This is a genomic window from Paenibacillus flagellatus (assembly GCF_003217775.1).
In the GTDB taxonomy this organism is placed as follows: Bacteria; Bacillota; Bacilli; order Paenibacillales; family NBRC-103111; genus Paenibacillus_AB; species Paenibacillus_AB flagellatus.
In genome coordinates this window covers 14,758-40,351 of the sequence record NZ_QJVJ01000022.1, presented here as the reverse complement: position 1 = coordinate 40,351, position 25,594 = coordinate 14,758, and the positions used below count along the sequence as shown (strand labels likewise).

General features: G+C 53.9%; 32 protein-coding genes. All 32 read left to right on the top strand.

Annotated features, from left to right (window positions below):
* Positions 1 to 43 precede the first annotated feature (43 nt).
* The gene (gene rplL / locus DLM86_RS30730; protein WP_110843908.1) at positions 44 to 406 is read left to right on the top strand and encodes a 50S ribosomal protein L7/L12; all 363 of its coding nucleotides are present in this window, start codon (positions 44 to 46) and stop codon (positions 404 to 406) included.
* Between the two features lie 73 nt (positions 407 to 479).
* On the top strand, positions 480 to 1,076 hold the full coding sequence (locus DLM86_RS30725) for a class I SAM-dependent methyltransferase (RefSeq protein WP_110843906.1): 597 nt from the start codon (positions 480 to 482) through the stop codon (positions 1,074 to 1,076).
* A gap of 319 nt (positions 1,077 to 1,395) precedes the next feature.
* Complete coding sequence (gene rpoB, locus DLM86_RS30720) at positions 1,396 to 4,950, top strand: DNA-directed RNA polymerase subunit beta (RefSeq protein WP_211326612.1); 3,555 nt, start codon at positions 1,396 to 1,398, stop codon at positions 4,948 to 4,950.
* Positions 4,951 to 4,996: 46 nt separating this feature from the next.
* The gene (gene rpoC / locus DLM86_RS30715; protein WP_110843902.1) at positions 4,997 to 8,620 is read left to right on the top strand and encodes a DNA-directed RNA polymerase subunit beta'; all 3,624 of its coding nucleotides are present in this window, start codon (positions 4,997 to 4,999) and stop codon (positions 8,618 to 8,620) included.
* 96 nt (positions 8,621 to 8,716) lie between these two features.
* Positions 8,717 to 8,968 carry a 50S ribosomal protein L7ae-like protein gene (locus DLM86_RS30710; RefSeq protein WP_110843900.1) on the top strand — a complete coding sequence of 84 codons (252 nt, stop codon included), beginning with the start codon at positions 8,717 to 8,719 and terminating at the stop codon, positions 8,966 to 8,968.
* Between the two features lie 193 nt (positions 8,969 to 9,161).
* Positions 9,162 to 9,584, top strand: coding sequence for a 30S ribosomal protein S12 (rpsL, locus tag DLM86_RS30705; protein ID WP_110843898.1), 423 nt, complete (start codon positions 9,162 to 9,164; stop codon positions 9,582 to 9,584).
* Positions 9,585 to 9,653: 69 nt separating this feature from the next.
* Positions 9,654 to 10,124: a 30S ribosomal protein S7 gene (gene rpsG / locus DLM86_RS30700; RefSeq protein ID WP_110843896.1), complete on the top strand. Its 471-nt coding sequence runs from the start codon at positions 9,654 to 9,656 to the stop codon at positions 10,122 to 10,124.
* Between the two features lie 74 nt (positions 10,125 to 10,198).
* The gene (fusA, locus tag DLM86_RS30695; protein ID WP_110843894.1) at positions 10,199 to 12,274 is read left to right on the top strand and encodes an elongation factor G; all 2,076 of its coding nucleotides are present in this window, start codon (positions 10,199 to 10,201) and stop codon (positions 12,272 to 12,274) included.
* A 33-nt stretch (positions 12,275 to 12,307) separates the two neighbouring features.
* Entirely contained in the window at positions 12,308 to 13,498 is a 1,191-nt protein-coding gene (tuf, locus tag DLM86_RS30690) for an elongation factor Tu (protein WP_110843892.1), read from the top strand.
* Between the two features lie 419 nt (positions 13,499 to 13,917).
* A complete protein-coding gene (locus tag DLM86_RS31875) occupies positions 13,918 to 14,361 on the top strand; it encodes a hypothetical protein (protein WP_146250332.1) in 444 nt (147 codons plus the stop codon).
* A gap of 596 nt (positions 14,362 to 14,957) precedes the next feature.
* Complete coding sequence (rpsJ, locus tag DLM86_RS30685) at positions 14,958 to 15,266, top strand: 30S ribosomal protein S10 (RefSeq protein ID WP_006212922.1); 309 nt, start codon at positions 14,958 to 14,960, stop codon at positions 15,264 to 15,266.
* Positions 15,267 to 15,297: 31 nt separating this feature from the next.
* Positions 15,298 to 15,924: a 50S ribosomal protein L3 gene (gene rplC / locus DLM86_RS30680; protein WP_110843890.1), complete on the top strand. Its 627-nt coding sequence runs from the start codon at positions 15,298 to 15,300 to the stop codon at positions 15,922 to 15,924.
* Positions 15,925 to 15,948: 24 nt separating this feature from the next.
* Positions 15,949 to 16,572 carry a 50S ribosomal protein L4 gene (gene rplD, locus DLM86_RS30675; RefSeq protein WP_110843888.1) on the top strand — a complete coding sequence of 208 codons (624 nt, stop codon included), beginning with the start codon at positions 15,949 to 15,951 and terminating at the stop codon, positions 16,570 to 16,572.
* A complete protein-coding gene (rplW, locus tag DLM86_RS30670) occupies positions 16,572 to 16,862 on the top strand; it encodes a 50S ribosomal protein L23 (RefSeq protein ID WP_110843886.1) in 291 nt (96 codons plus the stop codon). The genes rplD and rplW overlap by 1 nt, the downstream gene beginning before the upstream one ends.
* A gap of 26 nt (positions 16,863 to 16,888) precedes the next feature.
* A complete protein-coding gene (gene rplB / locus DLM86_RS30665) occupies positions 16,889 to 17,719 on the top strand; it encodes a 50S ribosomal protein L2 (protein ID WP_110843884.1) in 831 nt (276 codons plus the stop codon).
* A gap of 40 nt (positions 17,720 to 17,759) precedes the next feature.
* Entirely contained in the window at positions 17,760 to 18,032 is a 273-nt protein-coding gene (gene rpsS / locus DLM86_RS30660; RefSeq protein WP_110843882.1) for a 30S ribosomal protein S19, read from the top strand.
* A 37-nt stretch (positions 18,033 to 18,069) separates the two neighbouring features.
* On the top strand, positions 18,070 to 18,402 hold the full coding sequence (gene rplV, locus DLM86_RS30655) for a 50S ribosomal protein L22 (RefSeq protein WP_110843880.1): 333 nt from the start codon (positions 18,070 to 18,072) through the stop codon (positions 18,400 to 18,402).
* A gap of 13 nt (positions 18,403 to 18,415) precedes the next feature.
* The gene (rpsC, locus tag DLM86_RS30650; RefSeq protein WP_110843878.1) at positions 18,416 to 19,078 is read left to right on the top strand and encodes a 30S ribosomal protein S3; all 663 of its coding nucleotides are present in this window, start codon (positions 18,416 to 18,418) and stop codon (positions 19,076 to 19,078) included.
* Between the two features lie 2 nt (positions 19,079 to 19,080).
* Positions 19,081 to 19,518, top strand: a complete 438-nt coding sequence (gene rplP / locus DLM86_RS30645; protein ID WP_110843876.1) for a 50S ribosomal protein L16 — start codon at positions 19,081 to 19,083, stop codon at positions 19,516 to 19,518.
* Positions 19,505 to 19,702: a 50S ribosomal protein L29 gene (gene rpmC, locus DLM86_RS30640; RefSeq protein ID WP_110843874.1), complete on the top strand. Its 198-nt coding sequence runs from the start codon at positions 19,505 to 19,507 to the stop codon at positions 19,700 to 19,702. The genes rplP and rpmC overlap by 14 nt, the downstream gene beginning before the upstream one ends.
* Before the next feature lie 24 nt (positions 19,703 to 19,726).
* Positions 19,727 to 19,990 (top strand): 30S ribosomal protein S17, encoded by a 264-nt coding sequence (gene rpsQ / locus DLM86_RS30635; RefSeq protein ID WP_110843872.1) that lies wholly within the window; start codon positions 19,727 to 19,729, stop codon positions 19,988 to 19,990.
* Positions 19,991 to 20,028: 38 nt separating this feature from the next.
* Positions 20,029 to 20,397: a 50S ribosomal protein L14 gene (gene rplN / locus DLM86_RS30630; RefSeq protein ID WP_110843870.1), complete on the top strand. Its 369-nt coding sequence runs from the start codon at positions 20,029 to 20,031 to the stop codon at positions 20,395 to 20,397.
* Positions 20,398 to 20,436: 39 nt separating this feature from the next.
* Complete coding sequence (gene rplX, locus DLM86_RS30625; protein WP_110843868.1) at positions 20,437 to 20,790, top strand: 50S ribosomal protein L24; 354 nt, start codon at positions 20,437 to 20,439, stop codon at positions 20,788 to 20,790.
* Positions 20,791 to 20,821: 31 nt separating this feature from the next.
* Positions 20,822 to 21,364 carry a 50S ribosomal protein L5 gene (gene rplE, locus DLM86_RS30620; RefSeq protein ID WP_110843866.1) on the top strand — a complete coding sequence of 181 codons (543 nt, stop codon included), beginning with the start codon at positions 20,822 to 20,824 and terminating at the stop codon, positions 21,362 to 21,364.
* Positions 21,365 to 21,400: 36 nt separating this feature from the next.
* A complete protein-coding gene (locus tag DLM86_RS30615; protein WP_110843864.1) occupies positions 21,401 to 21,586 on the top strand; it encodes a type Z 30S ribosomal protein S14 in 186 nt (61 codons plus the stop codon).
* Positions 21,587 to 21,618: 32 nt separating this feature from the next.
* On the top strand, positions 21,619 to 22,017 hold the full coding sequence (gene rpsH, locus DLM86_RS30610; RefSeq protein ID WP_110843862.1) for a 30S ribosomal protein S8: 399 nt from the start codon (positions 21,619 to 21,621) through the stop codon (positions 22,015 to 22,017).
* A gap of 30 nt (positions 22,018 to 22,047) precedes the next feature.
* The gene (rplF, locus tag DLM86_RS30605; protein WP_110843860.1) at positions 22,048 to 22,590 is read left to right on the top strand and encodes a 50S ribosomal protein L6; all 543 of its coding nucleotides are present in this window, start codon (positions 22,048 to 22,050) and stop codon (positions 22,588 to 22,590) included.
* Between the two features lie 98 nt (positions 22,591 to 22,688).
* Positions 22,689 to 23,057 carry a 50S ribosomal protein L18 gene (gene rplR / locus DLM86_RS30600; protein ID WP_110843858.1) on the top strand — a complete coding sequence of 123 codons (369 nt, stop codon included), beginning with the start codon at positions 22,689 to 22,691 and terminating at the stop codon, positions 23,055 to 23,057.
* Between the two features lie 30 nt (positions 23,058 to 23,087).
* The gene (rpsE, locus tag DLM86_RS30595) at positions 23,088 to 23,585 is read left to right on the top strand and encodes a 30S ribosomal protein S5 (RefSeq protein WP_110843856.1); all 498 of its coding nucleotides are present in this window, start codon (positions 23,088 to 23,090) and stop codon (positions 23,583 to 23,585) included.
* 12 nt (positions 23,586 to 23,597) lie between these two features.
* Complete coding sequence (rpmD, locus tag DLM86_RS30590; protein ID WP_110843854.1) at positions 23,598 to 23,780, top strand: 50S ribosomal protein L30; 183 nt, start codon at positions 23,598 to 23,600, stop codon at positions 23,778 to 23,780.
* A gap of 61 nt (positions 23,781 to 23,841) precedes the next feature.
* Positions 23,842 to 24,282: a 50S ribosomal protein L15 gene (rplO, locus tag DLM86_RS30585; RefSeq protein WP_110843853.1), complete on the top strand. Its 441-nt coding sequence runs from the start codon at positions 23,842 to 23,844 to the stop codon at positions 24,280 to 24,282.
* Positions 24,282 to 25,589: a preprotein translocase subunit SecY gene (gene secY / locus DLM86_RS30580; RefSeq protein WP_110843852.1), complete on the top strand. Its 1,308-nt coding sequence runs from the start codon at positions 24,282 to 24,284 to the stop codon at positions 25,587 to 25,589. The genes rplO and secY overlap by 1 nt, the downstream gene beginning before the upstream one ends.
* Positions 25,590 to 25,594: the final 5 nt, after the last annotated feature.

The following is a 25,594-nucleotide window of genomic DNA, read 5'->3' as shown; positions in this document are numbered from 1 at the left end:
TTCGATTTTTTATCCCAAATACGTATCTATGGAGGGTTAACCCATGAGCAAAGAGCAAATCTTGGAAGCCATTAAAGGCATGACGGTTCTCGAACTGAACGATCTTGTCAAAGCGATCGAAGAAGAATTCGGCGTAACGGCGGCTGCACCGGTAGCGGTAGTAGCAGGCGGCGGCGCTGCTGAAGTGGAAGAGCAAACGGAATTCGACGTTATCCTCGTCGACGCCGGCGCTTCCAAAATCAACGTTATCAAAGTCGTTCGCGAAATTACGGGTCTCGGCCTGAAAGAAGCGAAAGACCTCGTAGACGGCGCGCCGAAGCCGATCAAAGAGAGAGTGTCCAAAGAAGACGCGGAAGCGCTCAAGGGCAAGCTCGAAGAAGCTGGCGCAAAAGTAGAAGTGAAGTAATTTCGGCAAACGCAAATCCCCTTTGGAGCCTGGCGCTTCAAGGGGGATTGTTGCATTCGCGGAGGGATGCTGAATGGCGGATCATTATTATTCGAAGAAGCCGACGGCGGCGAGCGACCGCCAGACGATCCGGACCGAGCTGCGCGGCCGAACGTTCGCCTTTACGAGCGATGCCGGCGTATTTTCCAAGGAAGGGATCGACTTTGGCAGCCGTCTCCTGATCGAGACGATGGACATCGCCGAGACGGACGAGGTGCTTGACGTCGGCTGCGGCTACGGGCCGATCGGCATAACCGCGGCGACGCTGGCCAAGCGTGGGCGCGTCACGATGGTCGACATCAACGAAAGGGCGGTGGAGCTCGCCCGCGCCAATGCGGCGGCCAATCAAGTGTCGAACGTCGAGGTGAAGCAGGGCGACCTGTTCGAGCCGGTGGCGGGACGCGCGTTTACGAAAATTTTATCGAATCCGCCGATCCGGGCGGGCAAGCAGGTCGTGCACCGCATTTTCGAGGAGGCGCATCAGCATTTGGTCGAAGGGGGTCAATTGTGGATCGTCATTCAGAAGAAGCAGGGAGCGCCTTCCGCTCTCGCCAAGCTGGAATCGCTGTTCGCGTCGGTCGAAGAAGTCGATAAGGACAAGGGCTATCGCATCTATTGCGCGCGGAAGTAGACCGTTCGACAAGTTTCTGCTTGACGAACGCCCGAGTAAGTTGTATTTGACTCCGGTGGCCCGTTGTGGTAATATTATAAAATGTCAGTATTAGGATGGGCGTCATGTCTTTATTTCGCTAAAATGTCAAGTCTTTTTTCGGAAGGACATGAATAATTTTGGCGAAAGAAGTATAATGTTTACATTTTGCGGAAAATCTACTTAAATGTGAACATGGGAAGGCTGCCACGCTACCGCGAAAAAGGTCTCACTTCAATTGCCGCAAGGCTTTTCGACGAGGCTTTTCTTCTTTTTTGTTTGCAGTATTTTCGAAGTCGATGTGAGGGGTGAAGGAAAGTTGGCGGGTCATACTGTTCAATACGGACGTCGCAATCGCAGAACGTACGCACGAATTAACGAGGTGCTGGAAGTCCCGAACCTGATCGAAATCCAACAAAAATCGTACCAATGGTTTTTGGACGAAGGATTGCGCGAAATGTTCCAAGATATTTCGCCGATTCAGGATTTCACGGGCAACCTGGTGCTCGAATTCATCGATTACAGCTTGGGCGAGCCGAAATATTCCGTCGATGAATCGAAGGAACGTGATGTAACGTACGCTGCTCCGCTGCGTGTCAAGGTTCGTTTAATCAATAAAGAAACCGGTGAAGTGAAGGAACAGGAAGTTTTCATGGGCGACTTCCCGCTTATGACGGATACCGGTACCTTTATTATTAACGGTGCCGAACGGGTTATCGTCAGTCAGCTCGTTCGTTCCCCCAGTGTTTATTTTAGCACAAAAATCGACAAAAACGGCAAAAAAAGTTACACCGCTACCGTCATTCCGAACCGGGGCGCTTGGCTCGAGCTGGAGACGGACGCGAAGGACATCATCTATGTGCGCATCGACCGGACGCGGAAAATTCCCGTGACCGTGCTTCTTCGCGCGCTCGGCTTCGGAACCGATGCGGAGATTATCGATCTGCTCGGCGACGATGAATATATTCGCAACACGCTCGACAAAGACAACACCGACACGACCGAAAAAGCGCTCATCGAGATTTACGAGCGTCTTCGTCCGGGCGAGCCGCCTACGCTGGACAACGCGAAGAGCTTGCTGATCGCTCGCTTCTTCGATCCGAAGCGTTACGACCTCGCGAACGTCGGCCGTTATAAAATCAACAAGAAGCTGCACATCAAAAACCGGCTGTTCAACCAACGGCTGGCGGAAACGCTGGTCAATCCCGAAACGGGCGAAATTATCGCCGAAGCCGGGCAAATGCTCGACCGCCGTCTGTTGGACGAAGTGCTGCCGTATCTGGAGAAAAACGTCGGCTTCGTCGAATACGGCGTCAGCAACGGCGTTTTGGATGCCGATCGCATCCCGATGCAGGCGATCAACGTCTATTCCCCGCTGGAAGAGGGCAAAGTCGTCAAAGTCATTTCCAACGGGATCATCGATAAATCGGTCAAGAACATTACCCCGGCGGATATCATTTCGTCGATCAACTACTTCATCAACCTGCTGCACGGCATCGGCAGCACGGACGATATCGACCACTTGGGCAACCGGAGACTGCGTTCGGTAGGCGAATTGCTGCAGAACCAGTTCCGTATCGGCTTGTCCCGGATGGAACGCGTCGTGCGCGAGCGGATGTCGATTCAGGACGCCAACGTCATCACGCCTCAAGCGTTGATCAACATCCGTCCCGTGATCGCTTCGATCAAGGAGTTTTTCGGAAGCTCCCAGCTGTCGCAGTTCATGGACCAGACGAACCCGCTTGCCGAGCTGACGCACAAGCGCCGTCTGTCCGCGCTCGGACCGGGCGGTCTGACGCGCGAGCGCGCCGGCATGGAAGTGCGCGACGTTCACCACTCCCACTACGGTCGGATGTGTCCGATCGAGACGCCGGAGGGTCCGAACATCGGCTTGATCAACTCGCTGTCCTCGTTCGCCCGCATTAACGAATACGGCTTTATCGAAGCGCCGTACCGCTGGGTCGATCCGAAGACGGGGCAGGTGACGGACCAGATCGCGTACTTGACCGCGGACGAGGAAGACAACTATGTCATCGCCCAGGCGAACGCCGAGTTGAACGAAGACGGCACGTTTGCCAACGATTCCGTCATCGTGCGCTACAAGGACGATATTTTGACGCTGCAAAAAGAGCGCGTCGACTATATGGACGTTTCGCCAAAACAGGTCGTTTCGGTCGCGACGGCGCTCATCCCGTTCCTCGAGAACGACGACTCGAACCGCGCGCTCATGGGATCGAACATGCAGCGGCAAGCCGTTCCGCTGCTCATCCCGAAATCGCCGCTCGTCGGCACGGGGATGGAGCACAAGAGCGCCAAAGATTCCGGGGTATGCGTCGTTAGCAAGCATGACGGGGTCGTGGAGCGCGTATCGGCGAACGAGGTTTGGGTACGCCGCCGCCAATTGGTCGACGGTCGTCTCGTGGAAGGCGATCTGATCAAGCACAGACTTCATAAGTTTATTCGTTCCAACCAAGGAACATGTATCAACCAACGGCCGATCGTCCGCAAAGGACAGGAAGTCCGGGTCGGCGACATCCTCGCCGACGGTCCTTCGACCGAGATGGGCGAGCTCGCGCTCGGCCGCAACGTCGTCGTCGCGTTCATGACGTGGGAAGGCTACAACTACGAGGATGCGATCCTGCTCAGCGAGAAGCTCGTCAAGGAAGACGTCTACACGTCGATCCATATCGAGGAATACGAGTCCGAAGCCCGCGATACGAAGCTCGGGCCTGAAGAAATTACGCGCGACATTCCGAACGTCGGCGAAGACGCGCTCCGCAATCTTGACGAGCGCGGCATCATTCGCGTCGGTGCGGAAATCGCGGCAGGCGACATCCTCGTCGGTAAAGTGACGCCGAAGGGCGTAACCGAGCTGACGGCGGAAGAGCGGCTGCTCCACGCCATCTTCGGCGAGAAAGCCCGCGAAGTCCGCGACACGTCGCTTCGCGTACCGCACGGTACGGACGGGATCGTCGTCGACGTCAAAGTGTTCACCCGCGAGAACGGAGACGAACTCCCGCCGGGAGTCAATCAACTCGTTCGCGTTTATATTGCCCAAAAACGTAAAATATCCGAAGGCGACAAGATGGCCGGTCGCCATGGCAACAAAGGGGTTATCGCCCGCATTTTGCCGGAGGAAGACATGCCGTTCATGCCGGACGGCACGCCGGTTCAAGTCGTGCTTAACCCGCTCGGCGTTCCGTCGCGGATGAACATCGGCCAGGTGCTCGAGGTCCATCTCGGCATGGCCGCCCTCAAGCTCGGCATCCATACCGCTACGCCGGTATTCGACGGCGCGCGCGAGGACGACGTGTTCGACACGATGGAAGAAGCCGGCATGCAGCGCAACGGCAAGACGATTCTGTACGACGGACGTACGGGCGAGCCGTTCGAACGCGAAGTGACGGTCGGCGTCATGTACATGATCAAGCTGGCGCACATGGTCGACGACAAAATCCATGCGCGCTCCACCGGTCCGTACTCGCTCGTTACGCAGCAGCCTCTCGGCGGTAAAGCCCAGTTCGGCGGCCAGCGTTTCGGGGAGATGGAAGTGTGGGCGCTGGAAGCGTACGGCGCCGCTTATACGCTGCAGGAAATTCTTACGGTCAAATCGGACGACGTCGTCGGACGCGTCAAGACATACGAATCGATCGTCAAGGGCGAGAACGTGCCGGAGCCGGGTGTTCCGGAATCGTTCAAGGTTTTGATCAAAGAGCTGCAAAGCTTAGGCATGGACGTCAAGATTTTGTCGGAGAACGAAGAGGAAATCGAGATGAAGGAGCTGGACGACGAGGACGACGTGTCCGGCGACAAGCTCAATCTCAACCTCGAAGGCGCCGAAGTCGGCATGGAATGATCCGGCGGCAACGCTGACGCAGTATACACTGGAGGAGGGTTGCTCCTTGTTGGACGTAAACAATTTCGAGTATATGAAGATCGGTCTCGCTTCGCCCGATAAAATCCGTTCCTGGTCCCGCGGGGAAGTCAAGAAGCCGGAAACGATCAACTACCGGACCTTGAAGCCGGAAAAAGAAGGCTTGTTCTGCGAGAAAATATTCGGCCCGACGAAAGACTGGGAATGCCATTGCGGCAAGTACAAGCGCGTCCGCTACAAAGGCGTCGTCTGCGATCGATGCGGCGTCGAAGTAACCCGCGCGAAAGTGCGCCGCGAGCGGATGGGCCATATCGAGCTGGCCGCGCCGGTTTCGCATATTTGGTACTTCAAGGGCATTCCGAGCCGGATGGGCTTGGCGCTTGACATGTCTCCGCGTTCGCTCGAGGAGATTATCTACTTCGCATCTTATGTCGTAACCGATCCGGGCGATACGCCGCTTGAGAAAAAGCAGCTGTTGTCCGAAAAAGAATACCGCAGCTACCGCGAGAAGTACGGCTACGCGTTCCAAGCGGGCATGGGCGCCGAAGCGGTGAAGAAGCTTCTGCAGGACATCGACATCGACAAGGAAGTCGATGCGCTGAAGGAAGAGCTTCGCACCGCCCAAGGCCAGCGCCGCAATCGCGCGATCAAGCGCGTGGAAGTAATGGAGGCGTTCCGCAATTCCGGCAACGAGCCGGAATGGATGGTGCTCGACGTTCTTCCCGTCATCCCGCCGGAGCTTCGCCCGATGGTTCAGCTGGACGGCGGACGCTTCGCGACGTCGGACTTGAACGACCTGTACCGCCGCGTCATCAACCGGAACAACCGGCTGAAGCGTTTGCTCGACCTCGGCGCACCGGATATTATCGTACAGAACGAGAAGCGGATGCTGCAGGAAGCCGTCGACGCGCTCATCGACAACGGCCGCCGCGGACGTCCGGTTACGGGTCCGGGCAACCGCCCGCTGAAGTCGCTCAGCCATATGCTGAAGGGCAAGCAGGGCCGCTTCCGGCAAAACCTGCTCGGCAAACGCGTCGACTATTCCGGACGTTCCGTTATCGTCGTCGGTCCGAGCTTGAAAATGTACCAGTGCGGTCTCCCGAAGGAAATGGCGCTCGAGCTGTTCAAGCCGTTCGTCATGAAGGAGCTCGTCAATAAAGGGCTTGCCCATAATATCAAAAGCGCGAAGCGCAAAGTCGAACGGATCAGCCCGGAAGTATGGGACGTTCTCGAAGAAGTGATCAAGGAGCATCCGGTTTTGCTGAACCGCGCCCCTACGCTTCACCGTCTCGGTATCCAGGCGTTCGAGCCGATTCTCGTGGAAGGCCGCGCGATCAAGCTGCACCCGCTCGTCTGTACGGCGTACAACGCCGACTTCGACGGCGACCAGATGGCCGTTCACGTTCCGCTCTCCGCGGAAGCGCAAGCGGAAGCGCGCATCCTGATGCTCGCCTCCGGCAACATCCTGAACCCGAAGGACGGCAAGCCGGTCGTTACGCCTTCGCAGGACATGGTTCTCGGCAGCTTCTACTTGACGATGGACAACGTGGAGGCTCCCGGTACGGGCACCATTTTCCGCAACGTCCACGAAGCGGTTTCGGCTTACCATCGCGGAGCCGCGTCGCTTCACGCGCGTGTGGCCATTCCGGCCAGAGCGCTCGGCAAAACGAGCTTTACCGAGAAGCAGCAAAACTCGCTGCTTGTCACGACCGTCGGCAAAATCATTTTCAACGAGATTTTCCCGGCCGACTTCCCGTATATTAACGAAGCGACGAAGAACAACCTGTTCAACGGCACGCCGGACGAATATTTCATTTCGGAGAAAGGCGCCAACGTCCAGGAGATTCTTCGCAGCCTGCCATCCCGCGGTGCGGTGGGCAAAGACTACCTCGGTACGATTATCGGGGAATGCTTCCGCCGTTACCATACGATGGAGACGTCCGTTATTTTGGACAAAATCAAGCAAAACGGCTTTACGTATTCGACGCGTGCGGGCATTACCGTCGCCGTCGCCGACGTTATCGTGCCGCAGGAGAAGGAAGTCGTTCTCCGCGAGTCGGAAGAAAAAGTTAGAGTCGTCATGCAGCAATATCGTCGCGGTCTTATTACCGACGACGAGCGGTACGACCGCGTCATCTCCATCTGGAGCGAAGCGAAAGACCGCATTACCGACGTTCTGATGAAGTCGCTCGACAAGTTCAATTCGATCAACATGATGGTCGAATCGAAAGCGCGGGGTAACAAATCGCAGATTACGCAGCTGGGCGGCATGCGGGGCCTCATGGCCACGCCGTCGGGCCGGATCTACGAATTGCCGATCAAATCGAACTTCCGCGAAGGCTTGACCGTCTTGGAATACTTCATCTCGACGCACGGCGCCCGGAAAGGCTTGGCGGATACGGCGCTTCGGACGGCCGACTCCGGCTACCTGACCCGTCGTCTCGTCGACGTCGCGCAAGACGTCATCGTCCGCGAGGACGACTGCGGCACGGATAAAGGGTTCATCGTCAGCAAGATTCAGGACGGCAAAGAGGTTATCGAGGATTTGTACGACCGCATCGAAGGACGCTATTCGTTCGAAACGGTTCGCCATCCGGAGACGAAAGAAATTATCGTCGGTCGCAACGAGCTGATCGATTCGACGAAGGCGGACGCCATCATCGCGGCCGGCATCGAAAAAATCCAGATCCGCTCCGTACTCAGCTGCCGCACGCGCCACGGCGTCTGCAAAAAATGCTACGGGCGTAACCTGGCGACGGGCACGCATGTCGAGATCGGCGAAGCCGTCGGCATTATCGCCGCGCAATCGATCGGCGAGCCGGGAACGCAGCTCACGATGCGTACGTTCCATACCGGGGGCGTTGCGGGCGACGATATTACCCAAGGTTTGCCGCGGATCCAGGAGCTGTTCGAAGCGCGCAATCCGAAGGGCCAAGCGACGATTTCCGAAATCGACGGTACGGTCAAAGACATTCGCGAGGGCAAGGACCGCCGCGAAATCGAGATCGAGGGCGAAGCCGAATCGAAGACGTACGCGGTCACGTACGGTTCCCGCATCCGCGTAGCGGTCGGCCAGCAGGTCGAAGCGGGCGACGAGCTGACCGAAGGCTCCATCGACCCGAAAGAAATGCTGCGCATCAAGGGCATTCGCGGCGTGCAAAATTACATTTTGCAAGAAGTACAGCGCGTGTACCGGAACCAAGGCGTTGAGATCAACGACAAGCATATCGAAGTCATGATCCGCCAGATGCTGCGCAAAATCCGCATCGTCGACAGCGGCAACACGACGCTGCTGCCGGGATCGTTCGTCGATATGCACGAGTACGAAGAGGCGAACCGCCAAGCGCTGTTCTCGGGCAAAGAGCCCGCCGTCGCGAAGCCGGTTCTGCTCGGGATTACGAAGGCGTCGCTCGAGACCGACTCGTTCTTGTCCGCGGCATCGTTCCAAGAGACGACCCGCGTCCTGACCGATGCGGCGATCAAAGGAAAAGTGGACCAGCTGCTCGGCTTGAAAGAGAACGTCATTATCGGGAAGCTCATTCCGGCCGGTACGGGCATGTCGCGTTACCGGAACATTCGGGTGTACGATCCGAACGCGGTAGAGACCGATTCCGAGGAAGAATTCAAAGAAACGGTCGCTGTCGAGTCCTAAGGTTTCGTTCTTGACACGACATTTTCAAAATGCTAAACTATCAAAGTGTGTGCCGAAGCTCTATTTTCACTGCTGTCCTTTTGGAGGAACGTCACGATGTCTTACGATAAAGTGAAGCAGGCGGAGAAGATTACGATAGGCACCAAGCAAACGACAAAGATGGTAGAGCTCGGTAAGGCTGCCGAAGTATTTGTCGCGAAAGATGCAGATCCGAGAGTAACGGCCAAGATCGTGAGCCTCTGCAAGAAGATGGGGGTTCAAGTGACATATGTCGATTCGATGAAGCAGCTTGGCAAAGCTTGCGGAATCGAAGTGGGTGCGGCCATGGCCGCAGCGGTAAACGAATGACTGAGTGCCGTGATGGTGCGACCGGCAGCCGAAGGGCAGCCGGATCGTCCGTCGCGGAGCAATCCTGTTTTTGTCGCGTGCGTCTCGCATGAATACGGCGGAATGCGCGCGGCAAGAACATTTCGTTTGCAAAAACGCGAACCACCTGGATCTGTGGGCTTGAAACGCAAAACGAGGGGAAGGAGGTGGCGACATGCCAACTATTAACCAATTGGTACGCAAAGGCCGTAAGGCGAAAATCACCAAGTCGAAATCCCCGGCTCTGCAAAAAGGGTACAACGCCCTGTCGCGGGAACAAACCGACATCAGCGCTCCGCAAAAACGCGGCGTCTGCACTCGTGTAGGCACAATGACTCCGAAGAAGCCGAACTCCGCGCTTCGGAAATATGCCCGTGTACGCTTGAGCAACAAAGTTGAGGTGACGGCTTACATTCCGGGTATCGGCCACAACCTGCAGGAGCACAGCGTCGTGCTGATCCGCGGCGGCCGGGTCAAAGACCTTCCGGGTGTACGTTACCACATCGTTCGCGGCGCATTGGATACGTCCGGCGTGAACAACCGGATGCAAGCTCGTTCCAAGTACGGAACGAAACGTCCGAAAGCGAAAAAATCGTAATCGCCGATTGGGTTATGATGAATATCGGAACAAATTATGGAATGAATTTTGCAAGAAAGGGGGATAACTATGCCTCGTAAAGGTCCCGTACCGAAAAGAGACGTACTGCCGGATCCGATTTACAACAGCAAACTCGTTACCCGACTTATCAACCGAATCATGATCGATGGGAAGCGCGGAGTCGCTCAAACGATTCTGTACAACTCGTTCAATCTGATCAAGGACCGTTCCGGCAAAGAGCCGATGGAAGTGTTCGAGCAAGCGATCAAGAACATCATGCCGGTGCTCGAAGTCAAAGCTCGCCGCGTGGGCGGTTCGAACTATCAGGTTCCGGTTGAAGTCAAGCCGGAGCGCCGTACGGCGCTTGGTCTCCGTTGGTTGGTCCACTATTCTCGTCTTCGCGGCGAGAAAACGATGGAAGAGCGTCTGGCCGCCGAAATTTTGGATGCCAGCAACAACACCGGAGCGTCGGTCAAGAAGCGTGAAGACACGCACAAAATGGCGGAAGCCAACAAAGCATTCGCTCATTATCGCTGGTAGGAAATCGATAGAAAGACTTCTTGAAGAAGTCTTTCTACATAACCCACACAGACAGCTCGAAAGGAGACGGTCGTATGGCAAGAGAGTTCTCCTTGGAAAAGACACGCAACATCGGGATTATGGCGCATATCGATGCCGGCAAAACGACCACGACCGAACGGATTCTGTTTTACACAGGCCGTACCCACAAAATCGGCGAAGTGCACGAAGGTGCGGCGACGATGGACTGGATGGAGCAAGAGCAGGAGCGCGGAATCACGATTACGTCCGCCGCTACGACTTGCCAGTGGAACAACCACCGGGTCAACATTATCGATACGCCAGGACACGTAGACTTCACGGTCGAAGTCGAACGTTCCCTGCGTGTTCTTGACGGAGCGGTTGGCGTATTCAGCGCGAAAGAAGGCGTTGAGCCGCAATCGGAAACCGTCTGGAGACAAGCGGATCGCTACGGCGTTCCGCGGATCGCGTACGTCAATAAGATGGACATCATCGGCGCCGACTTCCTTGGCGTTATTGACCAAATGCGCGATCGGTTGAAAGCAAACGCAGTCGCCATTCAGCTGCCGATCGGCGCCGAAGCCGATTTCAAAGGCATCATCGACCTGGTCGAGCAAGTGGCGTACATCTACAAGGACGACCTCGGCAAGGACATCGAGAAAGTCGAAGTTCCGGCCGAGTTCCAAGCGAAGGTTGCGGAGCTCCGCACCGAGCTGATCGAGAAAGTAGCGGAACTGGACGAAGAGCTGACGATGAAGTATTTGGAAGGAGAAGAAATCTCCATTCCGGAAATCAAAGCCGCTCTGCGCAAAGGCGTGTGCGAAGTGAAAATCTTCCCGGTCATTTGCGGTTCGTCTTATAAGAATAAAGGGGTTCAGCTCATGCTGGACGCCGTCATCGACTACTTGCCGGCTCCGATCGACGTACCGGATATCCGCGGTACGCTTGAAGACGGTACGGAAGTCAGCCGCAAATCGAGCGACACGGAGCCGTTCTCGGCTTTGGCGTTCAAAATTGCAACGGACCCGTATGTCGGTAAGCTGACGTTCTTCCGCGTTTACTCCGGCGTACTTCAGTCCGGCTCGTACGTACTGAATGCGACGAAGGGCAAGCGCGAGCGTATCGGCCGTATTCTCCAAATGCATGCGAACAGCCGTCAAGAAATCAGCGAAGTATACGCTGGCGACATCGCGGCTGCCGTAGGCTTGAAGGATACGATCACCGGCGACACGCTGTGCGACGAGAAGCATCCGGTTATTCTGGAGTCGATGAACTTCCCGGATCCGGTTATCGACATCGCCGTCGAACCGAAAACGAAAGCCGACCAAGACAAGATGGGCGTCGCCCTCTCCAAATTGGCGGAAGAAGATCCGACTTTCCGTTACTACACCGACGAAGAAACGGGCCAAACGATTATCCAAGGTATGGGCGAGCTCCACTTGGAAATTATCGTCGACCGCATGCTTCGCGAGTTTAAAGTCGAAACGAACGTCGGTAAGCCGCAAGTCGCTTATCGCGAAACGTTCCGCTCCCCGGCGAAAGTCGAAGGGAAATTCGTGCGCCAGTCCGGCGGCCGCGGTCAATACGGTCACGTATGGATCGAGTTCGAGCCGCTCGAACCGGGAACGGGCTTCCAGTTCGAGAACAAAATCGTCGGCGGCGTAGTACCGAGAGAGTACATCCCTGCCGTTCAAGCCGGTATCGAAGAATCGATGAAAAACGGCGTTCTCGCCGGATATCCGCTCGTGGACCTGAAAGCTACGATCGTAGACGGATCGTACCACGATGTCGACTCCAGTGAAATGGCGTTTAAAATCGCGGGTTCGATGGCGCTTAAAGCGGCGAAGGACAAGTGTAACCCGGCTATTCTCGAGCCGATCATGAAAGTGGAAGTTACCGTTCCGGACGAGTATATGGGCGACGTCATGGGCGACTTGAACTCCCGCCGCGGCCGTATCGAAGGTATGGATTCCCGCGCAGGCGCTCAAATCATCCGTGCGAAAGTACCGCTCGCCGAGATGTTCGGCTATTCCACGACGCTTCGTTCGCGTACGCAAGGTCGCGGCGTTTACTCGATGGAAATTTCCCATTATGAAGAAGTGCCTAAGAGCATTGCAGAAGAAATTATTGCAAAGAACAAGGGCGCATAATCATAATCTCTTATTTAAGGAGGAATTGTTGTCATGGCAAAAGCGAAATTTGAACGCAACAAGCCGCACGTTAACATCGGTACCATCGGTCACGTCGACCACGGTAAAACGACTTTGACGGCGGCCATCACGACCGTTTTGGCGAAAAAATACGGTGGTAACGCCGTAGCGTTCGACCAAATCGACAAAGCTCCGGAAGAGCGCGAGCGCGGCATTACGATTTCGACGGCTCACGTCGAATACGAAACGCCGAACCGCCACTACGCTCACGTAGACTGCCCGGGACACGCCGACTACGTTAAAAACATGATCACCGGCGCAGCTCAAATGGACGGCGCGATCCTCGTCGTATCCGCTGCTGACGGTCCTATGCCGCAAACGCGCGAGCACATCCTGCTCTCCCGTAACGTAGGCGTTCCTTACATCGTCGTATTCTTGAACAAATGCGACATGGTTGAAGACGAAGAGCTGCTCGAGCTCGTTGAAATGGAAGTTCGCGACCTGCTCAACGAATACGAATTTCCGGGCGACGACACGCCGATCATCCGCGGCGCTGCACGTCCGGCTCTCGAAGATCCGAACGGTCCTTGGGCCGACAAGATCGTCGAGCTGTTCGAGCAAATCGACACGTACATCCCGACTCCGCAACGTGACACCGACAAGCCGTTCCTTATGCCTGTCGAGGACGTGTTCACGATCACGGGCCGCGGTACGGTTGCTACGGGTCGCGTAGAGCGCGGTACGGTTAAAGTCGGCGACGAGATCGAAATCATCGGTCTGGCCGAAGAAACTCGCAAATCGGTCGTTACGGGCGTTGAAATGTTCCGTAAGCTGCTCGACTCCGCACAAGCGGGCGACAACATCGGCGCATTGCTCCGCGGCGTTGACCGTAAAGACATCGAGCGCGGCCAAGTTTTGGCGAAGCCGGGTTCGGTTAAACCGCACACGAACTTCTCCGCTCAAGTATACGTCCTGACCAAAGAAGAAGGCGGCCGTCATAAGCCTTTCTTCACGGGCTACCGTCCGCAGTTCTACTTCCGGACGACTGACGTTACGGGCATCATCAACCTGCCGGAAGGTACGGAAATGGTTATGCCGGGCGACAACATCACCGTTACGGTTGAGCTGATCGCTCCGATCGCTATCGAAGAAGGAACTCGCTTCTCGATCCGCGAAGGCGGACGGACCGTAGGATCCGGCGCGGTTGTAACGATCACGAAGTAAGCGGATGCGAGCCTTCGCTCGCGAAGCTACATTATAATAGAAGAAACGGTCCTCGGCGGAACACGCCGGGGACCTTCTTTTTGTGGTTTTGCATGTTCCGGAAATACTGAATACCAAGATAAATTTAATAATTACAAAATAGTAAATATAACTATTTGAAAAATTTGGGTTTATTATATAATATGTACAGGCGAAAGGAGGAGACAAGTTCAAAAAGCTTGGAAGTGCCAAGAATTAAGTGTTTGTGACATCTCTGTGTTGAGTACACACAACCTGAAAACGTTGTCGTGACACGACCATCTATATCATGGGATACCCAAACAGGTGCTTGGAGGATAGATACGGCATTCGCTTGGAAAGTTGACTCCAGCGGGAAAAAGTATTGGAGGCAAGACAAAGAATGGTGGTGTTGCGATCTCATGTATAAGACAGATGATATCGGTGCATTCGATCAATTTGGTCTTTATTTTACTAACAGCGATGTGAGTAAATTGAGAAATGTTGGGTCCCATTATTTGCGGCTCTGGAATGCCAATGATTCGATAACAGAAACGAAAACGCAGCCTTCAGCTTCAACCGCTCAGGGAGTATCGTTTGTAGGACAAGATACAATAACATATCGGGGAGCCTCATTTCCACAGGATGGCCTTGACTATAACTGGGATGACGGTGTGTTAGCGACTTATTTTAGAGTAACAGAGGTTGGAGAAACATATGAAATAAAGCCGCAATTTGATCATTCGTGGACAAATGGGACTTTATCTGGAGTTGCAATCCAGCCATGGGGAATATCCTTAAGTTGGTCAAGCTCTCCAAGTGTATTTACAGCCACAAGCGATGCGCCTACCTATTGGACTCCTTAAGATGTAATGAAAATAGCACGTATAATAAGAGAGGGGAACCTCTCTTATTATATTTTAAAATGTATGGCAATAATTAAGAGGTAAGTCACTCAATAAAATGCCGAAACAGCAATTAAACATATCTCGAAAGTTTAGATACGTAAAGTGGCGCGGCGGGTTGTATAATGAAATGGTTGCGAAGAAAATGATAGGAGTGGAAAAAATATGATGACATTGCCTTCATTTATTTTATTTTTTGTAGCGTTTATCACCTCCTCCATTACTACTTACTCCCTATCGTCAAAGTATAAAGCGTACTCCATTGTGATCGCACTAATAGTATCGTTTGTTGCTTATTCCCTGACTTATTATTTGTTACCCAGAATAGACGACTTATTTTTGTGAAAAAAGTTTCAAATTAAACATGTTACGTTAATATAGCGATATGTTCTTGCTTTCCTTCCTTATTTGTTGTACAATATTGAACGTTGGTCTGTGACGTTGCGATGATGTGAGAGGTTGCTGACACACCCGGCCCCTTTGCCATGGCAGGGCGTCAGGAGATTTTCACGGAGTATGTCCGATACTCAAATTGGGCGATAAAAGGAGGGAACAATATGGCAAAGCAAAAGATTCGTATCCGCTTGAAGGCATACGATCACAGAGTGCTCGATCAATCCGCAGAGAAAATCGTCGAAACGGCGAAACGTTCCGGTGCAGGTGTGTCCGGTCCGATCCCGCTGCCGACGGAAAAGCAAATCATTACGATTTTGCGCGCGGTGCACAAGTACAAGGATTCCAGGGAGCAGTTCGAAATGCGCACGCATAAGCGTCTGATCGACATCGTGAATCCGACTCCGCAAACGGTCGATGCTTTGATGCGCTTGGATCTGCCGTCCGGTGTAGATATCGAAATCAAACTGTAATACGCATACGTAAAAGAAAAGAGGTGTCAACATGAAAGGTATCTTAGGAAAAAAACTGGGTATGACTCAGGTGTTTGCCGCTGACGGTACCGTAGTTCCGGTAACGGTTATTCAGGCGGGACCTTGCGTCGTTCTTCAAAAGAAGGACCAGGAAAACGATGGGTACGAAGCGATCCAAATCGGCTTCGACGACAAGAAAGAAAAGAACGCAACCAAACCTGCGATTGGCCATGCGAAAAAAGCCAATGCCGCACCTAAGCGCTACATTAAAGAGATTCGCGGAGTGAACCTTGGCGAGTTCGAAGTGGGCCAAGAGTTGAAAGCCGATCTCTTCGCCGAAGGCGAATATGTTGACGTAACGGGTACTTCCAAAGGTAAAGGTACGGCCGGTGCGATCAAACGTTGGGGCTATTCCCGCGGACCGATGTCTCACGGCTCGAAATATCATCGCGGTGCCGGCTCTCTCGCCGTCATCCGTACGAGTAACAAAGTGCCGAAAGGCAAAAAGAACGCAGGCCGTCTCGGCAACGAAACGGTTACGATTCAAAAATTGCAAATCGTGAAAGTCGATTCCGAACGCAACGTACTTCTGGTGAAAGGCTCCATTCCGGGACCGAAAAACAGCTACGTCAGCGTCAAGTCGACCGTAAAGCAATAAGGTAGCGAGAAAGGAGGAACACCCATGCCAAAAGTAGCACTGTATAACGTGAGCGGAGCGCAAGTAGGCGAAGTCGAACTGGCGGACGCGGTATTCGGGATCGAGCCGAACAAGCACGTCGTTCATTCCGCAGTCGTCCTTCAGCAAGCGTCTCAGCGTCTCGGCACGCACAAAACGAAAGGCCGTTCGGAAGTTCGCGGCGGCGGCCGCAAGCCTTGGAAACAAAAAGGTACGGGCCGCGCTCGTCAAGGCAGCATCCGTTCTCCGCAATGGAAGGGCGGCGGCGTCGTATTCGGACCGACTCCTCGCAGCTATGGCTTCAAGCTGCCGAAAAAAGTTCGTCGTCTTGCGATCAAATCGGCGCTTTCGTCGAAAGTGATCGATAGCGAAATTATCGTACTGGATCAATTGGCTCTCAGCCAACCGAAAACGAAAGAGTTTGCCGCAATCCTGGGCAACTTGAAAGTAGAGCGCAAAGCTCTCGTCGTAACGGGAAGCTATGACGATAACGTCGCGTTGTCGACGCGGAACATTCCGGGCGTGAAATTCGTTTCCGCCGAAGGAATCAACGTACTTGACGTGCTCGCGCACGACAAGCTGATCATCACGAAGGAAGCAGTTCAGAAAGTAGAGGAGGTGCTTGCGTAATGAAGAACCCACGCGATATTATCAAGCGCCCGATCATTTCTGAGAAATCCAGCGACTTGATGGGTGCCAACACGTACGTGTTCGAGGTCGACAAGCGCGCGAACAAGACCGAGATCAAGTTGGCGGTTCAAGAAATTTTCAAGACGAAAGTCGACAAAGTGAACACGATGATCGTTCCGGCCAAACCGAAGCGTTACGGCCGTTACTCCGGATATACGTCCGAATGGAAAAAAGCGTTCGTGACGCTGAGCAAAGACAGCAAGCCGTTGGAATTTTTCGAGACGGTTTAATTTAACGGGGCAAGGAGGGAAACAAAGTGCCAATCAAATCGTTTAAACCGACATCGCCGTCGAAACGGCAAATGACGGTCAATGCGTTCGCGGAGATTACCGCTTCGCAACCGGAGAAATCGTTGCTGGCTCCGCTGCACGTCAAAGCAGGCCGCAACAACCAAGGTAAAATTACGGTTCGTCACCAAGGCGGCGGACATAAGCGCAAGTACCGGATCATCGACTTCAAGCGCAACAAGGACGGCGTTCCGGGCCGCGTTGCAACTATCGAGTACGATCCGAACCGTACGGCGAACATCGCGCTGATCCATTATGCGGACGGCGAAAAGCGTTACATCCTCGCGCCGAAAGGCTTGAAGGTCGGCGACACGATCCATTCGGGTCCGAACGCAGACATTCGTATCGGCAACGCGCTTCCGCTGGAGAACATCCCGGTCGGTTCCGTTATCCACAACATCGAGCTGAAGCCGGGCAAAGGCGGCCAGTTGGTTCGCGCAGCCGGTACGGAAGCTCAATTGCTCGGTAAAGAAGGCGACTACGTAACGGTTCGTCTGTCCTCGGGCGAAATGCGCCGCATTCTTCGCGTATGCCGCGCGACGATCGGTTCCGTAGGCAACGAAGACCACGAGCTGATCAACATCGGTAAAGCCGGCCGTAACCGCTGGTTGGGCAAACGCCCGGTAGTCCGCGGGGTCGTCATGAACCCGGTAGACCACCCGCACGGCGGTGGCGAAGGCCGCGCTCCGATCGGACGCAAATCGCCGATGTCGCCATGGGGCAAGCCTACGCTCGGATACAAAACGCGCAAGAAGAAAAAAGCGTCCAACCAATACATCGTCCGTCGCCGCACGAAGTAAGAGCGGCACCGAGAAGGTTGGATGAAAGGAGGATTTACGAATGGGCCGCAGTTTGAAAAAAGGACCTTTTGTGGACGATCACTTGATGAAAAAAGTCGAAGCATTGGGACAGAAGAAAACGGTAATCAAAACCTGGTCCCGCCGCTCGACGATTTTCCCTCAGTTCGTCGGACACACCTTCGCCGTATACGACGGCAGAAAGCACGTTCCGGTCTATGTAACGGAAGACATGGTCGGACACAAGTTGGGCGAATTCGCGCCGACTCGTACGTATAAAGGTCACGACGACGACAAGAAAACGGGCAAGCGCTAATCTTAGAATCACGTATGTTTGAGAGGAGGTACACCCCATGCAAGCAAAGGCACATGCGAACCACATTCGCATCGCTCCTCGTAAAGTTCGGCTCGTAATCGACTTGATCCGGGGCAAACAAGTGGGAGACGCAATCGCCATTCTGCGCAACACGCCGCGCTCCGCTTCGCCGGTCGTGGAAAAGCTGCTGAATTCGGCTATCGCAAACGCCGAGCACAACCATTCGCTCGACGCGAACAAATTGGTCGTGTCGGAAGCTTACGTCAATCAAGGGCCGACTTTGAAGCGGATCCGTCCGCGTTCCCAAGGTCGCGCATTCAAAATCTTGAAACGCACCAGCCACATCACCTTGGTGGTATCTGAAAAATAAGGAGGGATAACGTGTGGGTCAAAAGGTAAGTCCAGTCGGACTGAGAATTGGCGTTATCCGGGACTGGGAGTCCAAATGGTACGCCGATAAAGAATTCGGTACGCTTCTCATGGAAGACGTCAAAATCCGCGAATATTTGAAAAACAAGCTGAAGGACTCGGCTGTTTCCCATATCGACATCGAGCGTGCGGCCAACCGCGTCAACGTTACGATTCATACGGCCAAGCCCGGCATGGTTATCGGCAAGGGCGGCGCTGAAGTGGAAGTGATCCGCAACTACATTTCCAAAATGTCGGGCAAAAAAGTCCATATCAACATTGCGGAAATCAAAAACCCCGAGCTCGACGCGATCCTGGTCGCCGAAAGCATCGCTCAGCAGCTGGAACGCCGCATTTCGTTCCGCCGCGCGATGAAACAAGCGATTCAACGGACGATGAGAGCCGGCGCAAAAGGGATCAAAACCGGCGTGAGCGGTCGTCTCGGCGGCGCGGAAATCGCACGGAGCGAAAGCTACAGCGAAGGAACGGTTCCGCTTCATACGCTTCGCGCAGATATCGACTACGGTACGGCGGAAGCTCATACGACATACGGACGGATCGGCGTTAAAGTCTGGATCTATCGCGGCGAAGTTCTTCCGGCAGCGAAGAAAAAGGACGTTCAGGAAGGAGGAAACTGATCATGTTGTTGCCTAAACGCGTCAAGCACCGCAAAGAGCAGCGCGGTAAGATGAAAGGCCGCGCGAAGGGCGGCACGGACGTAGCCTTCGGCGAATACGGTTTGCAGGCGCTTGAGCCGGCTTGGATTACGAACCGCCAAATCGAGGCGGCACGTATCGCGATGACCCGTTATATCAAGCGGGGCGGTAAAGTGTGGATTAAAATTTTCCCTTCCAAGCCGATCACGCAAAAGCCTCTCGAGGTTCGGATGGGTAGCGGTAAAGGTAACGTGGAGAAATGGGTAGCGGTTGTGAAGCCCGGCAAAATTTTGTTCGAGCTGGCCGGGGTGAGCGAAGAAATCGCGCGCGAAGCTATGCGTCTTGCGTCCCACAAGCTCCCGATCAAAACGAAGTTCGTGAAGAGAGAAGAAGTGGGTGGTGAAGCAAATGAAAGCCAGTGAATTTCGCAACTTGACCACTGCTGAAATCGAGCAAAAAGTGTCCGGTTTCAAAGAAGAGCTGTTCAACCTCCGTTTCCAATTGGCGACGGGCCAACTGGACAATCCGATTCGACTTCGTGAGCTTCGCAAAGAGATCGCCCGTGCGAAGACCATTTTGCGCGAAAGAGAACTCGGCATTAGCTGACGAATTTAGAGAGGAGGGCATTCGATGGAACAACGCAACGAACGCAAAGTGCAAATCGGTAAAGTCGTGAGCGACAAGATGGACAAAACGATCGTCGTCGCCGTCGAGACTTACAAGAAGCACAGCTTGTACCATAAACGCATCAAATATACGAAGAAGTTCAAAGCGCACGACGAGAACAACGAAGCCAAAATTGGCGATACGGTCAAAATCATGGAGACCCGCCCGCTGTCGAAAGACAAACGGTTCCGGCTCGTGGAAGTCGTCGAAAAAGCGGTTATCGTATAATTCGGTCAGCAGCACACACTTGAAAGGAGGGCTTACAAATGATCCAACCATTTACACGATTGGTGTCCGCGGACAACTCCGGAGCCAAGCAACTGATGTGCATCCGTGTCCTTGGCGGTACCGGCCGACGCGTTGGCGCTATCGGGGATTTGATCATTTGCTCTGTGAAAGAAGCAACACCAGGCGGCGTTGTCAAGAAAGGCGACGTAGTCAAAGCGGTTATCGTACGCACGAAGCGCTCTACCCGTCGTAAGGACGGTTCCTATATCCGGTTTGACGAGAACGCGGCGGTTATCGTGAAGGACGACAAGAGCCCGCGCGGAACGCGTATTTTCGGCCCGGTCGCCCGCGAGCTTCGCGATAAAGACTTTATGAAAATCGTATCCTTGGCTCCGGAAGTTATCTAATACGAGCTTCTTACGGGGTCAGTCTGGGAGGTGTAACGAATGCCGAAAACGAAAAAGCTGTTGGAGTCCCACAACAACAAGCTTCATGTAAAAAAAGACGACACGGTAATGGTCATTACCGGCAAAGATAAAGGCAAAAAAGGTCGCGTCATCGCCGCTTACCCTCGCGAGAATCGCGTTCTCGTCGAAGGCGTGAACATGGTGAAGAAGCACCAAAAGCCGAATCAGCAAAACCCGCAAGGCGGCATCTTGAACCAAGAAGCGCCGATTCACGTTTCGAACGTCATGCTGATCGACCCGAAGAGCGGTCAACCGACTCGCGTAGGCTACAAAGTGCTGGATAACGGTACGAAAGTGCGCATCGCGAAAAAATCGGGCGAAGCGATCGACTAATCATTTGGCTTAGAAAGGAGGTCCATCCTTAATGGCAACCAGATTGAAAGACCGTTTTCTGAACGAAGTTACTCCTGCTCTGATGCAGAAGTTTAACTATACGACCGTGATGCAAGTTCCGAAAATCGAGAAAGTCGTTATCAACATGGGTGTCGGCGACGCGGTAGGCAACTCCAAAGTCATCGATACGGCCGTGAACGACATGCAGATCATCGCCGGTCAAAAGCCGGTCGTGACTCGTGCGAAAAAATCGATCGCCGGCTTCAAGCTCCGCGAAAACATGCCGATCGGGGTTAAAGTAACGCTGCGCGGCGACCGGATGTACTACTTCCTCGACAAGCTGTTCAACATCGCGCTGCCTCGCGTACGCGACTTCCGCGGCGTATCGAACAAAGCTTTCGACGGACGCGGCAACTATACGCTCGGTATCAAGGAACAGCTGATCTTCCCGGAGATCGAATACGACAAAGTCGATAAAGTGCGCGGTATGGATATCGTCATCGTAACGACTGCCAAAACGGACGAAGAATCCCGCGAGCTGTTGGAACAACTCGGGATGCCGTTCGTGAAATAAGATCGGAAATCTTAAGAGAGGTTCGGAGGTGTAACAGTGGCAAAAACTTCGATGAAGATCAAACAGCAGCGGAAGCCGAAATTCAAAGTTCAAGCTTACACTCGCTGCGAGCGCTGCGGTCGTCCGCATTCCGTATTGCGCAAATTCAAAATTTGCCGTATCTGTTTCCGAGAATTGGCTTATAAAGGTCAAATTCCTGGCGTGAAAAAGGCAAGCTGGTAATTACCCCACTTCGGGAAGGAGGTTCGCAACTAATGGTTATGTCAGATCCAATTGCAGATATGCTGACACGCATCCGCAATGCAAACGTCGTTCGTCACGAAACGGTAGAGGTTCCCGCTTCGAAAATCAAAAGAGAAATCGCCGAGATTTTGAAGAGAGAGGGCTTCATCCGCGACGCCGAATATATCGAAGACAACAAACAAGGGATTATCCGTATTTTCCTGAAATACGGCCCGAATCAGGAGCGCGTCATCACCGGCCTGAAACGCATCAGCAAACCGGGACTGCGCGTATACGCCAAAAATCAGGAAGTGCCGAAGGTGCTCGGCGGTCTCGGAATCGCCATCCTGTCGACTTCCAAAGGCGTCATGAGCGACAAAGACGCTCGCCAGGCAAAATCCGGCGGCGAAGTCATCTGCTACGTTTGGTAATTCACATCGCGTAAGAATGGAGGTGCAACTATGTCTCGTATCGGTCGTAAACCCATTACGATCCCGAATGGGGTTAATGTAACGCTTGACAATACGGTCATCACGGTCAAAGGCCCGAAAGGGACGCTGAGCCGCGAGCTTCATAAGGATATGAAAATCGTCGTCGAGGATAACGTCATCAACGTCGAACGTCCTTCCGACAACAAATTGCACCGTTCCTTGCACGGTACGACCCGCAGCGTCATCAACAACATGGTGAGCGGCGTAACGGACGGCTTCTCGAAGTCGCTCGACCTCGTCGGCGTCGGCTACCGCGCCAACAAGAACGGTAACAAGCTCGTCTTGAACGTCGGCTACTCGCATCCGGTCGAAATCGTACCGGAGAACGGAATCGAGTTCGACGTACCGTCCAACACGAAAATTATCGTGAAGGGCATCGACAAGGAACTCGTCGGCGCAACGGCTGCTAAAGTTCGTTCCGTACGCGAGCCGGAGCCATACAAAGGCAAAGGTATCAAGTACGAGGGCGAGCGCATCATCCGCAAGGAAGGCAAAGCCGGCAAGAAGAAGTAAGATTCCGCTTCCGGCCGCGTAAGCAGCCGATAAGGATCGCTTAATCCACTAAGGAGCCGCATAGAGCTTCTTGGCAGAAGGGAAGGAGTGAACACCCGATGATTACCAAAGGCGATAAGAATAAAGCCCGTCAAAAAAGACATCTGCGCGTACGCAAAAAGATCCAAGGGACCCAGGAACGTCCGCGTCTGAACATTTTCCGTTCCTCCAAGCACATGTACGCTCAATTGATCGACGACGTGAACGGCGTAACGCTTGCTTCCGCATCGACTCAAGATAAAGACCTGAAAGGTCAAATCGAGAACGGCGGCAACACCGAAGCGGCTCAAAAAGTAGGCGCATTGGTGGCGCAGCGCGCGAAAGAAAAAGGCATCAGCAAAGTGGTTTTCGACCGCGGCGGATACTTGTACCATGGCCGCGTTCAGGCGCTTGCGGACGCAGCCCGCGAAGCAGGGCTCGAGTTTTAATCGAAATCTCTCAATAAGGAGGTAAACGACTTGCGTGTAGATCCCAATACATTGGACCTGAAAGAGAAGTTGGTCAACTTGAACCGCGTTGCGAAGGTCGTCAAAGGCGGACGCCGGTTCAGCTTCAGCGCACTGGTCGTCGTCGGCGACGGCAACGGCTGGGTAGGCGCGGGCATCGGCAAAGCGGCCGAAGTGCCGGACGCGATCCGCAAAGGCATCGAGGACGCGAAGAAAAACCTCATTCACGTACCGATCGTCGGCACGACGATTCCTCACCAGGTTATCGGTCATTTCGGGGCAGGCCGCGTTCTTCTGAAGCCGGCTTCGAAAGGTACCGGAGTTATCGCAGGCGGTCCGGTTCGCGCCGTATTGGAACTGGCCGGCGTCGGCGACATTTTGACGAAATCGCTCGGATCTTCCAACTCGATCAACATGGTCAATGCCACTTTGGAAGGTTTGCAACGTTTGAAGCGGGCTGAAGATGTAGCGAAGCTTCGCGGTAAAACGGTTGAAGAGCTTCTCGGTTAAGGAGGGAAACGGATGTCGAAGCAATTGCAAATCACCCTCAAGCGCAGCTTGATCGGCCGCCCGGAAAGCCAGCGCGTCACCGTTAGAACGCTCGGCTTGCGCAAGCTTCACCAAACGGTCGTTCATAACGACGTGCCGTCGATTCGCGGCATGATCAACCAAGTGAGCCATTTGGTTGAAGTTAAAGAAGTGTAAGAAACGACCATTTCGACGAACGTCTAGTTCGTTTCACAATCTTGCTATAGGAGGTGCACCGATGAAGTTACACGAACTTTCACCTGCACCGGGTTCGAAGAAAACGCGGAACCGTGTGGGTCGCGGGGTCGGAAGCGGAAACGGAAAAACTTCAGGTAAAGGTCACAAAGGTCAAAACGCACGCTCCGGCGGCGGCGTTCGCCCGGGCTTCGAAGGCGGACAGAACCCTCTGTACCGTCGTTTGCCGAAGCGCGGTTTCAACAATCGCTTCCGTACGGAATATGCGATCGTCAACCTGAGCGAATTGAATCAATTTTCGGCTGGAACGGAAGTCACTCCGGAACTGCTTTTGCAATCGGGTGTTGTGAAAAACCCGAAAGACGGCATCAAGATTTTGGGTAACGGCGAGCTTACTGTACAATTGACAGTAAAAGCGAATAAGTTCTCTCAATCTGCCGTCGAAAAGATCCAAGCTGCCGGCGGTAAAACCGAGGTGATTTGATGTTCAAGACGTTGTCCAACATCATGAAGGTACAAGATCTGAGGAGAAGAATTATATTCACGCTCCTCATTCTGATCGTGTACCGCATCGGCGCTTTTATTCCGGTGCCGAACATTGATACGGAAATACTGAAAAGCATCGATCAATCGAGCGGCGGCGGCGTATTCGGCCTGCTGAACACGTTCTCCGGCGGCGCCTTGTTCCAATTCTCCATTTTCGCACTCGGGATTATGCCGTACATCACGTCCTCCATCATCGTGCAGCTGTTGTCGATGGACGTCATTCCCCGATTCGCGCAATGGGCGAAGGAAGGCGAAGTCGGACGGAAGAAGCTGGCGCAAATTACGCGTTACGGTACGATCGTCCTGGGCTTGATCCAGGCGTACAGCGTCGCGTTCGGTTTTAACCGGCTTTACGGCATGCAGCTCGTCACCGATGCGGGATTCACGACGTATTTGCTCATCGCGATCGTCTTGACGGCGGGTACCGCCTTCTTGATGTGGCTCGGCGAGCAAATTACCGAGTACGGCATCGGCAACGGGATTTCGATCATCATTTTCGCCGGGATTATCGCCTCCATTCCGAACGGCATCAACTTGATTTACTTGCACCTGTTTGCCGAGTCGGCGGAGGGCACCCTGTTCCTGAACATTTTGAAAGTCGTGATCATTTTGGTCGTCATCGTGGCCATCGTGGTCGGCGTCATCTTCGTTCAGCAGGGCGTACGCAAAATTCCGGTACAATATACGAAACGCGTTGTCGGGCGCAAAATGTACGGCGGTCAATCGACGCACATTCCGCTCAAAGTCAACGCGGCGGGCGTAATCCCGGTCATCTTCGCTTCGTCGCTGCTCGTCTTCCCGCCTACGATCGCTCAGTTCTGGCGCGGTAACGTCGTGGCGGACTGGATCATCAACAACCTTTCTTACAGCGCCGCGCTCGGCATGGTGCTGTATGTCCTGTTGATTGTCGGTTTCACGTACTTCTATACGTTCGTGCAAATCAACCCGGTCCAAATGGCGGAGCAAATGAAGAAAAACGGCGGTTACATTCCGGGCATTCGTCCGGGTAAAACGACGGCCACTTATTTGACCCGAGTCATGACCCGCATTACGTTGTCCGGCGCGATTTTCTTGGCGCTCATTTCGGTTTTGCCCGTCTTCTTCACCAACTTGGCGGGGCTTCCGCAACAAGTAACGATCGGCGGCACGTCGCTGCTTATCGTAATCGGCGTCGCCCTGGAGACGATGAAGCAAATCGAGAGCCAGTTGATCAAACGCCACTACAAAGGGTTTATCAATAAATAAACGGA

Bases quoted from the DNA above. Each gene is read 5' to 3' on its own strand.
- fusA (WP_110843894.1), top strand. From the start codon at position 10,199: ATGGCAAGAGAGTTCTCCTTGGAAAAGACACGCAACATCGGGATTATG.
- rplN (WP_110843870.1), top strand. From the start codon at position 20,029: ATGATCCAACCATTTACACGATTGGTGTCCGCGGACAACTCCGGAGCC.
- rpsL (WP_110843898.1), top strand. From the start codon at position 9,162: ATGCCAACTATTAACCAATTGGTACGCAAAGGCCGTAAGGCGAAAATC.
- rpsH (WP_110843862.1), top strand. From the start codon at position 21,619: ATGGTTATGTCAGATCCAATTGCAGATATGCTGACACGCATCCGCAAT.
- secY (WP_110843852.1), top strand. From the start codon at position 24,282: ATGTTCAAGACGTTGTCCAACATCATGAAGGTACAAGATCTGAGGAGA.
- rpsJ (WP_006212922.1), top strand. From the start codon at position 14,958: ATGGCAAAGCAAAAGATTCGTATCCGCTTGAAGGCATACGATCACAGA.
- DLM86_RS30710 (WP_110843900.1), top strand. From the start codon at position 8,717: ATGTCTTACGATAAAGTGAAGCAGGCGGAGAAGATTACGATAGGCACC.
- rplD (WP_110843888.1), top strand. From the start codon at position 15,949: ATGCCAAAAGTAGCACTGTATAACGTGAGCGGAGCGCAAGTAGGCGAA.
- rplP (WP_110843876.1), top strand. From the start codon at position 19,081: ATGTTGTTGCCTAAACGCGTCAAGCACCGCAAAGAGCAGCGCGGTAAG.
- rpsQ (WP_110843872.1), top strand. From the start codon at position 19,727: ATGGAACAACGCAACGAACGCAAAGTGCAAATCGGTAAAGTCGTGAGC.
- DLM86_RS31875 (WP_146250332.1), top strand. From the start codon at position 13,918: ATGTATAAGACAGATGATATCGGTGCATTCGATCAATTTGGTCTTTAT.
- tuf (WP_110843892.1), top strand. From the start codon at position 12,308: ATGGCAAAAGCGAAATTTGAACGCAACAAGCCGCACGTTAACATCGGT.
- rplC (WP_110843890.1), top strand. From the start codon at position 15,298: ATGAAAGGTATCTTAGGAAAAAAACTGGGTATGACTCAGGTGTTTGCC.
- rpmC (WP_110843874.1), top strand. From the start codon at position 19,505: ATGAAAGCCAGTGAATTTCGCAACTTGACCACTGCTGAAATCGAGCAA.
- rplV (WP_110843880.1), top strand. From the start codon at position 18,070: ATGCAAGCAAAGGCACATGCGAACCACATTCGCATCGCTCCTCGTAAA.
- rplF (WP_110843860.1), top strand. From the start codon at position 22,048: ATGTCTCGTATCGGTCGTAAACCCATTACGATCCCGAATGGGGTTAAT.
- rplR (WP_110843858.1), top strand. From the start codon at position 22,689: ATGATTACCAAAGGCGATAAGAATAAAGCCCGTCAAAAAAGACATCTG.
- rpsG (WP_110843896.1), top strand. From the start codon at position 9,654: ATGCCTCGTAAAGGTCCCGTACCGAAAAGAGACGTACTGCCGGATCCG.
- rpmD (WP_110843854.1), top strand. From the start codon at position 23,598: ATGTCGAAGCAATTGCAAATCACCCTCAAGCGCAGCTTGATCGGCCGC.
- rplL (WP_110843908.1), top strand. From the start codon at position 44: ATGAGCAAAGAGCAAATCTTGGAAGCCATTAAAGGCATGACGGTTCTC.
- rplE (WP_110843866.1), top strand. From the start codon at position 20,822: ATGGCAACCAGATTGAAAGACCGTTTTCTGAACGAAGTTACTCCTGCT.
- rplW (WP_110843886.1), top strand. From the start codon at position 16,572: ATGAAGAACCCACGCGATATTATCAAGCGCCCGATCATTTCTGAGAAA.
- DLM86_RS30725 (WP_110843906.1), top strand. From the start codon at position 480: ATGGCGGATCATTATTATTCGAAGAAGCCGACGGCGGCGAGCGACCGC.
- rplO (WP_110843853.1), top strand. From the start codon at position 23,842: ATGAAGTTACACGAACTTTCACCTGCACCGGGTTCGAAGAAAACGCGG.
- rplX (WP_110843868.1), top strand. From the start codon at position 20,437: ATGCCGAAAACGAAAAAGCTGTTGGAGTCCCACAACAACAAGCTTCAT.
- rpsS (WP_110843882.1), top strand. From the start codon at position 17,760: ATGGGCCGCAGTTTGAAAAAAGGACCTTTTGTGGACGATCACTTGATG.